At 73.2% G+C, this 12,400-nt stretch carries 11 protein-coding genes; 7 read left to right on the top strand and 4 right to left on the bottom strand.

Translation table 11 applies throughout. From position 1 onward, the window contains the following. Positions 1-25: 25 nt before the first annotated feature. Positions 26-994, bottom strand: a complete 969-nt coding sequence (locus ACYVKX_RS22525) for a hypothetical protein (protein WP_460835940.1) — start codon at positions 992-994, stop codon at positions 26-28. Between the two features lie 72 nt (positions 995-1,066). Here ACYVKX_RS22525 and ACYVKX_RS22520 point away from each other — a divergent pair, with 72 nt between their 5' ends. Beyond that, positions 1,067-2,890 carry a glycoside hydrolase family 3 protein gene (locus ACYVKX_RS22520; RefSeq protein WP_460835939.1) on the top strand — a complete coding sequence of 608 codons (1,824 nt, stop codon included), beginning with the start codon at positions 1,067-1,069 and terminating at the stop codon, positions 2,888-2,890. 217 nt (positions 2,891-3,107) lie between these two features. Here ACYVKX_RS22520 and yczR read toward each other — a convergent pair whose 3' ends face one another. Next, the gene (yczR, locus tag ACYVKX_RS22515; protein WP_460835938.1) at positions 3,108-4,544 is read right to left on the bottom strand and encodes a MocR-like transcription factor YczR; all 1,437 of its coding nucleotides are present in this window, start codon (positions 4,542-4,544) and stop codon (positions 3,108-3,110) included. Between the two features lie 62 nt (positions 4,545-4,606). Between yczR and yczE the strand changes: the two genes are divergently transcribed. Next, a complete protein-coding gene (gene yczE, locus ACYVKX_RS22510; protein WP_460835937.1) occupies positions 4,607-5,281 on the top strand; it encodes a membrane protein YczE in 675 nt (224 codons plus the stop codon). On the opposite strand, the gene ACYVKX_RS22505 is transcribed toward yczE, so the two are convergent. Together ACYVKX_RS22505 and ACYVKX_RS22500 are read right to left on the bottom strand one after the other, a co-directional pair. Further along, positions 5,232-6,758, bottom strand: a complete 1,527-nt coding sequence (locus tag ACYVKX_RS22505) for a gamma-glutamyltransferase family protein (RefSeq protein ID WP_460835936.1) — start codon at positions 6,756-6,758, stop codon at positions 5,232-5,234. The genes yczE and ACYVKX_RS22505 overlap by 50 nt on opposite strands. Before the next feature lie 8 nt (positions 6,759-6,766). After that, positions 6,767-7,333 (bottom strand): O-methyltransferase, encoded by a 567-nt coding sequence (locus ACYVKX_RS22500; RefSeq protein WP_460835935.1) that lies wholly within the window; start codon positions 7,331-7,333, stop codon positions 6,767-6,769. A 413-nt stretch (positions 7,334-7,746) separates the two neighbouring features. On the opposite strand from ACYVKX_RS22500, the gene ACYVKX_RS22495 reads away from it, so the two are divergent. From ACYVKX_RS22495 to ACYVKX_RS22475, 5 genes are all read left to right on the top strand, one after another. Further along, positions 7,747-7,884: a hypothetical protein gene (locus ACYVKX_RS22495; RefSeq protein ID WP_395694326.1), complete on the top strand. Its 138-nt coding sequence runs from the start codon at positions 7,747-7,749 to the stop codon at positions 7,882-7,884. A 10-nt stretch (positions 7,885-7,894) separates the two neighbouring features. After that, complete coding sequence (locus ACYVKX_RS22490; RefSeq protein ID WP_460835934.1) at positions 7,895-8,962, top strand: 3-isopropylmalate dehydrogenase; 1,068 nt, start codon at positions 7,895-7,897, stop codon at positions 8,960-8,962. 100 nt (positions 8,963-9,062) lie between these two features. Continuing rightward, entirely contained in the window at positions 9,063-10,136 is a 1,074-nt protein-coding gene (locus ACYVKX_RS22485) for a branched-chain amino acid aminotransferase (protein WP_460835933.1), read from the top strand. Positions 10,137-10,237: 101 nt separating this feature from the next. Further along, positions 10,238-11,263 (top strand): iron-siderophore ABC transporter substrate-binding protein, encoded by a 1,026-nt coding sequence (locus tag ACYVKX_RS22480; RefSeq protein WP_460835932.1) that lies wholly within the window; start codon positions 10,238-10,240, stop codon positions 11,261-11,263. A 37-nt stretch (positions 11,264-11,300) separates the two neighbouring features. Further along, complete coding sequence (locus tag ACYVKX_RS22475; protein ID WP_460835931.1) at positions 11,301-12,353, top strand: ABC transporter substrate-binding protein; 1,053 nt, start codon at positions 11,301-11,303, stop codon at positions 12,351-12,353. Positions 12,354-12,400: the final 47 nt, after the last annotated feature.

Raw genomic sequence — 12,400 nt, 5'->3', positions numbered from 1 at the left:
TGGTCTGAGTACCTGGCCTGAGTACTCAGAGCCCCGGCAGACTCGGGACGAAGTCGAGCGCGACGCTCGGCTCCTCGCCCTTGATCTCGTCGTCGGGGTAGACGGCCGTGGCCCGGTAGGTACGGCCGTCCAGCGTGAGCGTCACCGTCGTGGTGAACGGGAAGCCGCCGAGCCGGGCCGCCTTCCGCGCCGGGCCGTCGGGACGGTCGAAGTAGAGGTCGCCGATGCTGCGGCACCGGTTCCTGGACTGCTCGGCCCGGAAGGTCAGCGACCGGCCGTTGCCGGCCGTCACCTCGATCTCGGCGGTGGCCCTGGCCGGGGTCGTCGCGAGGTCGTCGACGGCGAGCTCGAGGCCGTAGCTGTCGGGCCGGCCGTCGTTGTCCGCGATCAGCGCCAGCCGGGCCGACGGCTCGGGCATCGGCCCGTCGGCCGGTGTCTGCCACCGAAGGGTGGCGACCATGTCGCCGCCGCCCTGCGCGAAGAGCTGGAGGTCGTAGCGCGCCGCGGGGCCGAAGGGCCGGACGGCGTACCACCCGTCGCCGAGGTCCTCGACCGGCACCTCGAAGCCGCGACCCCCGCAGGTGAGGTTCTCGAGCGTCCGGCTCGTCGTCGGCTCCCGGGTCAGCTCCGCGGCGTACACGGAGAGCTTGAAGTCCGGGACCGGCACGTAGACCCGGATCTCGTCCGGGGAGCCGATGTCGGGCGGGTCCGGGTCGAAGCCGTCGACGCAGCCGTTGTCGTAGCAGTAGGTGTACGGGCGGACGGCGATCTCCTGGCCGTCGTACCTGACCCGGAACGGCGGCGGCTGCTTGATGCCGGTCCCGCTCTGCCGCACCCCCGTCGTGCTCGTGGCCGTCGGCGCGGGCGCGCTCGGTGCGGGACTGCTCGCGGGATCGGTGGGCGTCGGGGCCGGCGGATCCGCCCTCGGCGAGGAGTCGGTACAGGCCGTGACCAGCAGCAGGGCCGCGAGGGCGAGGAGGATCCGCACGACCATGGGACGCCCGTCCCTCCGGACGGGTTCCGGCAATCGCCGTACGGGCCCGCGCGATCGCAGTAGCGTCGACCCATGCCCGCTCGGTCGCGCCTCCGGCTGCTCGCCGCCGGCCTGGCGCTGATGCTCGCCGCGACCCTCGGCCCGGCCACGACCACCGCGACGGCGGGCTCGAAGCCCCGGGACCCGGTGCTGTCGCTGCTGAAGAAGATGACGACGCGGCAGAAGGTCGGCCAGTTGTTCGTCATCGAGGTGGCCGGGCGCGACGCCAACATCGTCAGCGACGCCGCGAAGGCGACCAACCAGGAGCTGTACGGCGTCGACACCCCCGCCCAGGCGATCGCGAAGTACCGGCCCGGCGGGGTCATCTACTACACGACCCGCAACAACGACGACAACATCGGCGACCCGGCGCAGGTGGCCACGCTGTCCAACGGCCTGCAGCGCGCCTCGTTGTCGGTGCCGAACGGCGTCCCGCTCCAGATCTCGGTCGACCAGGAGGGCGGCTCGCTCGTCGCCCGGTTCGGCGCGCCCGCGACCCAGCTGCCCGGCAACATGGCGCTCGGGGCGGGCCGCTCGGCCGCCGACGCCCGGCGCTCGGCCCGGATCATCGGCAGCGAGCTCGCCGCGGTCGGGGTGACGCAGGACTACGGGCCGGTCTCGGACGTCAACGTCAACCCGAACAACCCGGTCATCGGCATCCGGTCCTTCGGCGGGGACCCGGCGCTCGTGTCCGACCTGGCGACCGCCCAGGTCAAGGGCTTCCACGCCGGCGGGGTCTCGGCCGCCGCGAAGCACTTCCCGGGCCACGGCGACACCGGCGTCGACAGCCACTTCGGCCTGCCGATGGTGACCCACACCCGCGAGCAGCTCGAGCAGATCGACCTGCCGCCGTTCCGTGCCGCGATCGCCGCCGGCGTCGACACGATCATGACCGCGCATGTGGTGCTGCCGGCGATCGACCCGAGCGGCGTACCGGCCACGATGTCGAGGAAGATCCTCACCGGGCTGCTGCGCAAGGAGCTCGGGTTCGACGGGCTGATCGTCACCGACGCCCTCGACATGGCCGGCGCCACCGCGACCTTCCCGCCCGACGTCGCGCCGGTGCGGGCGCTGCTCGCCGGCGCCGACCAGCTGCTGGTCCCGCCCGAGATGGACACGGCGTACGCCGCGGTGCTCGATGCCGTCCGCAGCGGCCGGATCAGCCGGAAGCGGCTGGACGCGTCGGTCTACCGGATCCTGAAACACAAGCTCGAGCGCGGGCTCTTCGACGACCCGTTCGTCGACCCGGCCGCCGCCGCCCAGATCATGGGCGCGCCGCGGAACCTCGCCGCGGCGCAGGCGATCACCGACCGCACCACGACGCTGGTCAAGAACGACGCCGGGCTGCTGCCGCTCGCCGCCGGCGCGCGCGACGTGCTCGTCACCGGCTGGGGCGCGACCACGACCGCGACGATGGCGACGGCGCTCGCCGCCCGCGGCGCGACGACCCAGGTCCTGCAGACCGGCACGACGCCCGCGCAGGCCGACATCGACAGCGCCGTCGCGGCCGCCGAGGACGCCGACCTGGTCGTGGTCTCGATCAACAACGCCTACGCCGTCGACGCGGCCACCGGGCTGCCGACCGCGGCCGCCGCGGCCCAGACCCGACTCGTGCGCGCGCTCCTCGCGACCGGCACCCCCGTCGTCGTCGCCGCGATGCGCAACCCCTACGACGTCGCGTCCTTCCCCGAGGCCCCGACCGTCGTCGACACCTACGGCTACACCCCCGGCCAGATCGAGTCGCTGGTCCGGGTGCTGTACGGCGAGGTCAACCCCCGCGGCAAGCTGCCGGTCTCGATCCCAGGCCCCGATGGCACCGGCGAGCTGTTCGAGTTCGGCCACGGGCTGGGGCTCTGACGCTGTCGCTCCGGGCCAGCGGTTCGGGTGACGCCCGGGCGGGCTGGCGGGCACGTCTGTGGGTTGGTCGTGGGGGCAGTGCCTGGGCTGTCTCGACTGCCATCTCGGCGCAATTGCGCTGTTGTGGCAGTGGTTGCCCCTGTGCGGCTGCCATTCCGGCGCAATTGCGCCGCTATGACAATGCCCGGTGCGCTCCGACGGCCGTTTCAAGCGCAGGTCAGGCGACCATCACCCGCCCGGTCGGCGTGCCCCGGCCGGACGGCCGGTCGTGGACAACACCCCACGCGGACGCGAGCCGGCCGACCGCGGTCACGAGCTCGTCCGCCGGCCGGGTCCACGGGATCCGGACGAACGAGTCGAGGCCGCCCTCGGCGGCGAAGACCGGGCCGGGGGCGACGATCGCGCCGCGGCGCTCGGCCTCGGCGGCGACCGCGGTGCCGAACGCGCCCGGCAGCCGGCACCACAGCGCCAGGCCGCCGGTCGGCACCTGGAAGGACCAGTCCGGGAGCGAGGCCCGCACCGCCGCCACCAGCGCGTCGCGCTGGACGCGCAGCCGGTCGCGGTTGCCGGCCAGGATGTCTCCGGAGTCGGCCAGCAGCCGCACCAGCACCAGCTGCTCGAGCACCGGCGCGCCCAGGTCGAGGCTCACCCGCGCCCGGGTGAGCCGGTCCATCAGGCCGTGCGGCGCGCGGATCCAGCCCAGCCGCAGGCCGCCCCAGTAGGACTTGCTGGCGCTGCCGATCGTGATCGTGTCCGGGGCGTACGCCGCGAACGGCCGCGGCATCTCCTGGCCGTCGAGCGCCAGCGCCTGGTGCGCCTCGTCGACGATCGCGGTCGTGCGCGCCCGGCGCAGGCGGGCGGCGTACTCCTCCCGCTGCGCGTCGGCCATCAGCTGGCCGGTGGGGTTCTGGAAGTCCGGGATCAGGTACGCCGCCCGCGGGGCCGCGTGCCGGAGCGCGGCCGCCACCGCGTCGAGGTCCCAGCCCTCGGGGTCGACCGGCGCGGGGACCAGCCGGGCGCCGGCGTGCCGGAGCGCGTCGGTCGCGTTCGGGTAGACCGGCGACTCGACCAGGACCCGGTCCCCGGCGCGGGCCAGCGCCTGGGCGACGATCGACGCGGCCGACAGCGCGCCCGGCGTCACCATCACCTGATCCGGGTCGGTCGGCAGGCCGCGGGCGTCGTAGGTCGCGGCGATCGCACGCTGCAGCTCGGGCAGGCCGGCGGGGAAGTATCCGTGCCCGCCCAGGTAGGCCGGCAGGTCGGCCGCCGCAGCGGCGTACGCCTGCGCGAGCCCGGGCGGGGCCGAGGGCGCCGCGCAGTTGAGGTCGATGGCGTCGGAGTCGCCGGGCCGAGGGAGCAGGGCGCGGTCGTGCGCGCGGGCCCGGCCGCCGGGCACCCGGGCGAAGGTGCCGGCGCCGCGGCGCGCCTCGGCGTAGCCGGCGTCGCGCAGCTCGGCGTAGGCGCGGGTCACCGTGGTCCGCGAGACGCCGAGCGCGTCGGTGAGCTCGCGCTCGCTGGGCAGCCGGGTGCCGAGCGCGATCCGGCCGTCGCCGATGAGCAGGACCAGGGCGTCGGCCAGGCCGGCGTACGCGGGGGAGCGGTCGAAGTCGCCGACCAGGGTGGCCACGCGGCTGGCGCCGACGGTGCGGGTCATGCAGGCCACTGTCCCACGATTGGCTATTCAGGAGAAGGCCAATCTGCGGCAGGCTGGACTCCGTGAACCTCGTCGACCTCGGCCCGATCGCCCAGCTCCGTGCCGGGCGCCTCGGCCGCCGGCTGCCGCAGCTCTACGTCGGCCTCGTCGCGTACGGCGTCTCGCTGGCGCTGATGTACCGCGGCGACCTCGGGCTCGCGCCGTGGGACGTGCTGCACTCCGGCCTGATCCGGCACCTGCCGATCACGATCGGGCAGGCGGTCGTGCTGATCAGCTTCGTGGTGCTGCTGCTCTGGATCCCGCTGCGCGAGAAGCCCGGCGTCGGCACCATCTCCAACGCCCTCGTGGTCGGCCTGTCGGCCGACGCGACCCTCGCGCTGCTCGACCGGCCCGGCGCGATCGCGCTGCGGGCCGTGCTGATGCTGGGCGGCATCGCGCTGTGCGGCCTCGCGACGGCGCTGTACATCGGCGCCCAGCTCGGCCGCGGACCCCGGGACGGGCTGATGACCGGCCTGGCCCGGCGTACCGGCCGATCGATCCGGCTGGTCCGCACCGGCCTGGAGGTCGCCGTCGTCGTCATCGGCGTGCTGCTCGGCGGCACCGTCGGCCTCGGCACCGTCCTCTACGCGCTGGCGATCGGCCCGCTCACCCAGCTGTGGCTGCCGGCCTTCACCACCGACCTCGAGGTCACCGACCCGCGGCCGACGGCGAGGTCGACCGCGGATCGGCGACGCTGACGAGCTCGTCGCCGTCGACCACGATCGCCTGCGCGTGCCCGAAGTCGTGCGACCGGGCGGGCGCGGCCTCGATCTCGTGGCCGGCCGCCTCGAGCTCGGTCCGCCACGAGGGCGGCGCGTGCCCCTCCACGACCACGCGAACCCGGCCGTCGCCGTGCCAGGTCCGGAACGCCGAGTGGTCGTCGGGGTTGCGGAGGGTCCAGCGGCCGGCGTCGAGGGCGGCGGCCGGATCCTCGCGGTGCCCCAGCAGCCGGGCGAGCAGCTGGAGGAGCACCTGTGGCTGCGAGTCGCCGCCGCGGGTGCCGAGGCTGGCGACCAGCCGCAGGTCGTGGTCGGTCACGAGGGCCGGGGAGAGCGTGTGCGCGGGGCGGCGGCCGGGCCGCAGCTCGTTGGGGTCGCCGGGCCGCAGCGAGAACCCGATCCCGCGGTTGTGCAGCCACACCCCCGTCCCGGGCGCCACCAGGCCGGAGCCGAAGCCCATGCAGTTGGACTGGATCAGCGACACCGCCGTGCGGTCCTCGTCGACCACCGTGAGGTACGTCGTCCCGCCCGGCCGGTAGGAGTCGGCGAGGTCGGCCACCGCGCCCCTCCGCACGCTCCGGCGCCGTGGCTCGAGCCGCTCGGGCGCGATCAGGCGGTCGCCGTCCGCCCCGTCGTGCAGCACGTCCGGGCGGTCGTGGGCGGCCTGCCGCATCGCCTCGACCAGGAGGTGCGCCCACACGCCGTCCGGCCGGTCGGGCAGGTCGAGCCCGTCGGCGATCCAGGCCGACCCGAGCGTCAGGTAGCCCGACGTGGGCGGCCCCGTGGTCCAGATGCGCGCCCCGAATGCCTCGATCGAGATCGCGTCGGCCCAGCGCGCCTGGCCGGCCATCAGGTCGTCCTCGGTGAACTGCCCGCGGCCCAGCTCGCGCAGCGCCGCGCCGAACCGGCCGCCGTAGAACGCCTCCCGCCCGCCGGTGGCCACGTCCCGGAGGATCCCGGCGACCTCGGGCCGGCGCAGCACCTCGCCGGGGGCGACGCGGGTGCCGACGGCGGCCATGCTCGCCGCGAGGAACGGGGTCGCCTCGAACCCGTCCTCGGCGCAGCCGATCGCCGCGGCGAAGAGGTCGGCCCACGGCAGCCGGCCGCCGTCGGCGTGCAGGGCCGCCCAGCCGTCCACGCAGCCGGGGACGGTCACGCTCGCCACGTCGTGCGGGGGTACGGCGTCGTACCCCTGCGCGCGCAGCGCGTCGGCGTCGCTGCCGGCCCCCGCCCGCCCGGCCGCCTCCAGCGCCCGCGGCTCCTCGCCGGGACGGTGGACCACGGCGAACAGGTCGCCGCCGAGGCCGCACTGGTTCGGGAGGGTCACGGCGAGGGCGGCGTTCGCCGCGATCGCCGCGTCGACCGCGCTGCCGCCCGCCCTCAGCGCGTCGAGCGCGGCGGCCGTCGCCCGGGGATCGACCGTCGCCACGGCCGCGCGGCGCGAGCGGGCTGCCATGTCCCGGCTCAGCGCCTCGTCGCGATCAGGGCGCTCGCATCCGGCGCCACCATCACCTCGACGGCCGTGAACCGGTCGTCGGTGAGCCACTGCTCGCGCAGTGAGTCCACGCGGCCGTAGGCGATCGGCGGCCACAGCTCGCACGGGGTGAGGTCGTCGAGGACGACGATGCCGCCCTCCTCGACCAGGTCGGCGACCGAGTCCACGCCCACCTCGGTGGGCTCGCCGGAGTCGAGGAAGAGCAGCGAGAACGGGCCCTTGTCGAGCAGCGTCGACCAGTCCGCGGAGAGCACCTCGACCTGCGGGTCGTCCTCGAAGATCTCGGCGGCCGCGTCGGCGAGCCTCGCGTTGAGCTCGGCGGTCAGGATCTTGGCGTCGCCGCGTACGCCGGAGCGCAGCCACGCCGTACCGACGCCGCAGCCGGTGCCGAACTCGGCCATCGTGCCCTCCCGGGTGGCGGCCAGGGTGGCCAGCAGCCGGCCGGTCTCGTTGCGGCAGAACGACGCGTACCCCGCCTTGCGGGACACGTCGAACGCGCGCGCCACGACGTCGGGCAGCTCGGGAGGGGCGCTCATGGTGCGGAGTCTTCCATTTCGGACCAACTGTCTCGCATGTCGAACACTCTGCGGGATGTCGTGGCCGAGCGCGGCGGCCTCCCGTACGGTAGCCCCACCATGCGGAGCGTCTTCGTACTCATTGAGCGCCGCGGCGAGGCTTCTTAGCGAGAGGCCACCTCGCCGCGGAGTTCGGCGTCGACGGCCTCTTTGCCCCTGTCCGACCTCTTGGTCCGGGCACATCCGAGTCGAAGATGTCTCCGCGCGAGGACCGCCCCAGCAGCACGGCGCGATCCGCATCCTGATGGTCTCTCCCTCGCTCGTGAGATCCACGAGTCGACCGCGCTCCCCGCGTGTCGGGCCATCTTCGTCTCAGGTGTACCGGGACCGCACGGACGCCGATGAAGAGAACCCACACCAGAGAGAGCAGATCGATGTACGACATGTACCCGGACTGGGGTCCGGCCAGCCACCACCCCGACAACCCGCGCAGCCACGAGAACGTCCAGGCCGCCCTCCAGGCCTCGCTCGACCTGCGGGACAACGGCGGCCAGCGGCCCGACGACAACTAGCCTCTGCGCCATGACCTCCTCGAACTCCGGAACGCATCAGCTCGCCGTCATCCCCGGCGACGGCATCGGCCAGGAGGTGACCGCCGAGGCCCTCAAGGTGCTCGAGGTCGCGTCCCCCGAGGGCGTGAAGTTCGAGCAGACCCGCTACGACCTCGGCGCCGAGCGCTACCTCGCCACCGGCGAGGTGCTGCCCGACTCCGTGCTCGCCGAGATCCGCGAGCACGACGCCGTCGTCCTCGGCGCCGTCGGCGGCAGGCCCAACGACCCGAACCTGCCCCCCGGCATCCTCGAGCGCGGCCTGCTGCTCAGGCTCCGCTTCGAGCTCGACCACTACGTCAACCTGCGCCCGTCGCGGATCTTCCCGGGCGCGACGTCCCCTCTGGCCGACCCGGGCGAGGTCGACTTCGTCGTGGTCCGCGAGGGCACCGAGGGCCCCTACACGGGCAACGGCGGCGCCCTGCGCGTCGGCACCCCCGCCGAGGTCGCCACCGAGGTCTCGGTCAACACCGCGTACGGCGTGGAGCGCGTCGTGCGCGACGCCTTCGCTCGCGCCCGGCGGCGCCCGCGGCAGAAGCTGACGCTGGTCCACAAGACCAACGTGCTCACCAACGCCGGCTCGCTGTGGTGGCGGCTGTTCCAGCAGGTGGGGGCGGAGTACCCCGACGTCGCATGCGACTACATGCACATCGACGCCGCGATGATCTTCCTGACCACCGACCCCGTGCGCTTCGACGTGATCGTCACCGACAACCTCTTCGGCGACATCATCACCGACCTCGCCGCCGCCATCACCGGTGGCATCGGCCTGGCGGCTTCCGGCAACGTCAACCCCGACCGGACGGCCCCCTCCATGTTCGAGCCGGTGCACGGCTCGGCGCCCGACATCGCGGGCCAGCAGAAGGCCGACCCCACCGCCGCGATCCTCTCGGTGGCGCTGCTGCTCGACCACCTCGGGTACGCCGAGGCGGCGGCGACCATCGAGACCGCGGTCGTCGACGATCTGGCCGCGCGCACGCCCGGTGCCGCCCGGCGTACCGCCGAGGTCGGCGACGCGATCGCTGCCCGAGTAGCCGGCTGACGCGTCTGCTCGCGACCTTGCGGGTTTTGGCTGCCAGCAGCCGAAACCTCGGCCGAGGCTCCTGCCCCATTTAGTAGGAAGGCCGACTAAGTTGTCCTCCATGGAGATCAGCACTACCCCGTCGAGCGCCCCGGTCGCAGCCGAGCGCCTCGCCGAGATCCTCGCGAACCCCGGCTTCGGTATGCACTTCACCGACCACATGCTCACGGTCGAGTGGACGCCGGACGCCGGCTGGCACGGCGCCCGCATCGAGCCGTACGGCCCGCTCACCCTCGACCCGGCGACCGCGGTCCTGCACTACGCGCAGGAGACCTTCGAGGGGATGAAGGCCTACCGCCACGACGACGGCTCGATCTGGTCGTTCCGGCCGGAGGAGAACGCCGCCCGCATGGTCCGCTCGAGCCACCGGCTCGCGCTGCCGGCGCTGCCGGTCGAGGGCTTCGTCCAGGCCGTCGACGCCCTCGTCGCGATCGATGAGCGCTGGGTGCCCGACCCGGCGGGGGAGAAGAGCCTCTACATCAGGCCGTTCATGTTCGCGTCCGAGGCGTTCCTGGGCGTGCGGCCGGCCCAGCACGTCACGTTCATGGTGATCGCCAGCCCCGCGGGCGCCTACTTCAAGGGCGGCGTCAAGCCGGTCACGCTGTGGCTGACCGAGGAGTACACCCGCGCGGGCCGCGGCGGCATGGGCGCGGCCAAGACCGGCGGCAACTACGCCAGCTCGCTGGTCGCCCAGCAGGAGGCCACCGCGCACGGCTGCGACCAGGTGGTCTTCCTCGACGGCCAGGAGGGCCGCTACGTCGAGGAGCTCGGCGGGATGAACATGTACTTCGTCCACGACGACGGGCACATCGTCACCCCCGCGACCGGCACCATCCTCGAGGGCATCACCCGTGCCAGCATCATCGAGCTGGCGGGCAAGCTCGGCCACCAGGTCGAGGAGCGGAGGTTCTCCATCGACGAGTGGCGCGAGGGTGTCACCAGCGGCCGGATCACCGAGGTCTTCGCCTGCGGCACCGCCGCGGTCGTCACCCCCGTCGGCGAGCTGCTCTGGGACGGTGGCAGCGCGCCCGCCCCGCAGAGCCAGGACCTCACGATGCGGATCCGCCAGGCCCTGGTCGACATCCAGTACGGCCGCTCCGAGGACACTTTCGGCTGGATGCACCGGATCGCCTGACCACTGGCACGCGCGCCGGGCTCGACATCCGGACCCGCTGTCGCGCGCGCGAGGACGGACAGGATAAGGTTAGGCTCACCTAACGAAGGATGGGTCTCTCCATGCGTCTCCGTGTCGTCGCCGCGGCCGTGCTTGCGCTGCCGCTGCTGCTGACCGCCTGCGGCTCCGAGGGCGAGCCCGGGTCGGCTCCGGACAGCACCGCCTCGGCCGCCGCGGACGCGTTCCCGGTCACCGTGGAGCACCGCCTCGGGAAGACCGTGGTCGAGCAGGCCCCCGAGCGGGTGGTGGTCGTCGGGCTCACCGAGCAGGACATCCTGCTCGAGCTGGGGGTCACCCCGATCGCCGTCACCGAGTGGTACGGCGAGCAGCCCTACGCCACCTGGCCCTGGGCCCAGGACCTGCTCGGCGACGCGCAGCCGGAGGTGCTGAGCACGGCGAACGGCATCGAGTTCGAGAAGATCGCCGCCCTCGAGCCGGACCTGATCGTCGGCACCAACTCCGGCATGACCCAGAAGGACTACGACCTGCTGTCCGCGATCGCGCCCACGGTGACCAACGTCGAGGGCTCCACGCCCTACTTCTCGCCCTGGCCGGACCAGGTTCTCCAGGTCGCCCGGGCGCTGGGCCGCGAGGCCGACGGCCAGGCGCTGATCGACAGGGTCCAGGGCAGGTACGCCGAGGTGCGCAAGGCGCATCCCGAGTGGAAGGGCCGCACGGCGACGTTCTCCCAGGGCGGGCCGTACGACGGCATGCTCTACGTCTACCCCGACGGCCTGGCCACCAGCTTCCTCACCGACCTCGGCTTCACCATGACCGAGGGCCTCGACGACTTCGCACCCGACATCGGCTCGCAGGCGCAGATCTCGGCCGAGAACACGAACCTGCTCGAGGCCGACGTCATCGTCTTCGCCACCGAGGACCAGAAGATGTTCGACAGCCTCCAGAAGTTCGGCACCATCGGCACGCTGCCCGCGGTCGCCGAGAACCGCGCGGTCTACACCGACGCGACCCTGGCCGGCGCCCTCTACTTCCTGACCCCGCTCAGCCTGCAGTACGCGCTCGACCGGCTCACGCCGATGCTCGAGCAGGCCACCGCGGGCAAGGCTCCGCGCGCCCTCCCGTCCTGATCCCTCTTGGGAACCCCACCCACCATCAAGGAGAACGATGAACCCGACCCGCCGCCGCTTCCTGGCCGGCCTGTCCGTGCTGGCGGTCGCCCCCGTCCTCGCCGCCTGCGGTGACGACGGCGGCACGTCCGGCAGCCCCACGACCGGCTCGGGCGGTCCGACCGAGGAGGCCGCCTTCCCCGTCACCATCAAGCACAAGTACGGCGAGACCACGGTCGAGTCGGCGCCGAAGCGGGTGGTCTGCGTGGGCTACCTCGAGCAGGACACGCTGCTCGCGCTGGGCATCGTGCCGGTCGGGGTGACCTACTGGTTCGGCGACGAGAAGCTCCAGGGCGTCTACCCCTGGGCGCAGGAGTACCTCGGCGACGCCGAGTTGCCGACCGTCCTCAAGGACACCAACGGGATCGACATCGAGAAGGTCGCCTCGCTCGCGCCCGACCTGATCATCGGGCAGTACACCGGCATGACCGAGGCCGAGTACAAGAAGCTCTCCGCGATGGGCGTCCCGGTCGTCGCCCAGTCCGGCGACTACGCCGACTACGGCACGCCGTGGGAGGAGATGGCGCTGACCGTGGGCACCGCCGTCGGCCAGCCGAAGAGGACGCAAGAGGTCATCGACGGCGTCACGAAGCGGATCGCCGACGAGGCGGCCGCGAACCCCGGCTTCAAGGGCCAGACCGCCGCGGTCATCACGCCGTACCAGGGCCTGTTCATCTACGGCCCCGAGGACCCGCGCTCACGGATGCTCGTCGACCTCGGCTTCGACCTGCACCCGGTGATCACCACCGCCGACGACAGCGAGTTCGGCATCTCGCTGAGCGCCGAGCGCACCTCGGACCTCGGCGACATCGGCGTCGCCGTCTGGATCGACATCGCCGCCGACAAGCAGGTCCAGCAGATCTTCGAGGGCACCACCGCCTATGACCAGGGCCGCTGGTTCGACATCAGCGCGGACGCCGGCAGCTACTACGTCGCCCACTCGTTCGTCACGCCGCTGAGCATCCCCTACGTGCTCGACCGCTACGTGCCGCAGCTCGCGGCCGCCGCCGACGGCGACCCGGCCACCGTGCCGCCGAAGTCGGCCGAGTAGCCCCCACGCTGACGGGGCTGTCGCCACAACAGCCGCGGAAGCACATG

Source organism: Nocardioides hungaricus, assembly GCF_054782915.1.
This window is presented reverse-complemented; position numbering and strand designations above follow the sequence as displayed.

Excerpts from the sequence above, each read along its gene's own strand:
- ACYVKX_RS22495 (WP_395694326.1), top strand. The coding sequence starts at position 7,747 with ATGTACGACATGTACCCGGACTGGGGTCCGGCCAGCCACCACCCCGAC.
- ACYVKX_RS22520 (WP_460835939.1), top strand. The coding sequence starts at position 1,067 with ATGCCCGCTCGGTCGCGCCTCCGGCTGCTCGCCGCCGGCCTGGCGCTG.
- ACYVKX_RS22525 (WP_460835940.1), bottom strand. The coding sequence starts at position 994 with ATGGTCGTGCGGATCCTCCTCGCCCTCGCGGCCCTGCTGCTGGTCACG.
- ACYVKX_RS22485 (WP_460835933.1), top strand. The coding sequence starts at position 9,063 with ATGGAGATCAGCACTACCCCGTCGAGCGCCCCGGTCGCAGCCGAGCGC.
- ACYVKX_RS22480 (WP_460835932.1), top strand. The coding sequence starts at position 10,238 with ATGCGTCTCCGTGTCGTCGCCGCGGCCGTGCTTGCGCTGCCGCTGCTG.
- ACYVKX_RS22500 (WP_460835935.1), bottom strand. The coding sequence starts at position 7,333 with ATGAGCGCCCCTCCCGAGCTGCCCGACGTCGTGGCGCGCGCGTTCGAC.
- yczR (WP_460835938.1), bottom strand. The coding sequence starts at position 4,544 with ATGACCCGCACCGTCGGCGCCAGCCGCGTGGCCACCCTGGTCGGCGAC.
- ACYVKX_RS22505 (WP_460835936.1), bottom strand. The coding sequence starts at position 6,758 with ATGGCAGCCCGCTCGCGCCGCGCGGCCGTGGCGACGGTCGATCCCCGG.
- ACYVKX_RS22475 (WP_460835931.1), top strand. The coding sequence starts at position 11,301 with ATGAACCCGACCCGCCGCCGCTTCCTGGCCGGCCTGTCCGTGCTGGCG.
- ACYVKX_RS22490 (WP_460835934.1), top strand. The coding sequence starts at position 7,895 with ATGACCTCCTCGAACTCCGGAACGCATCAGCTCGCCGTCATCCCCGGC.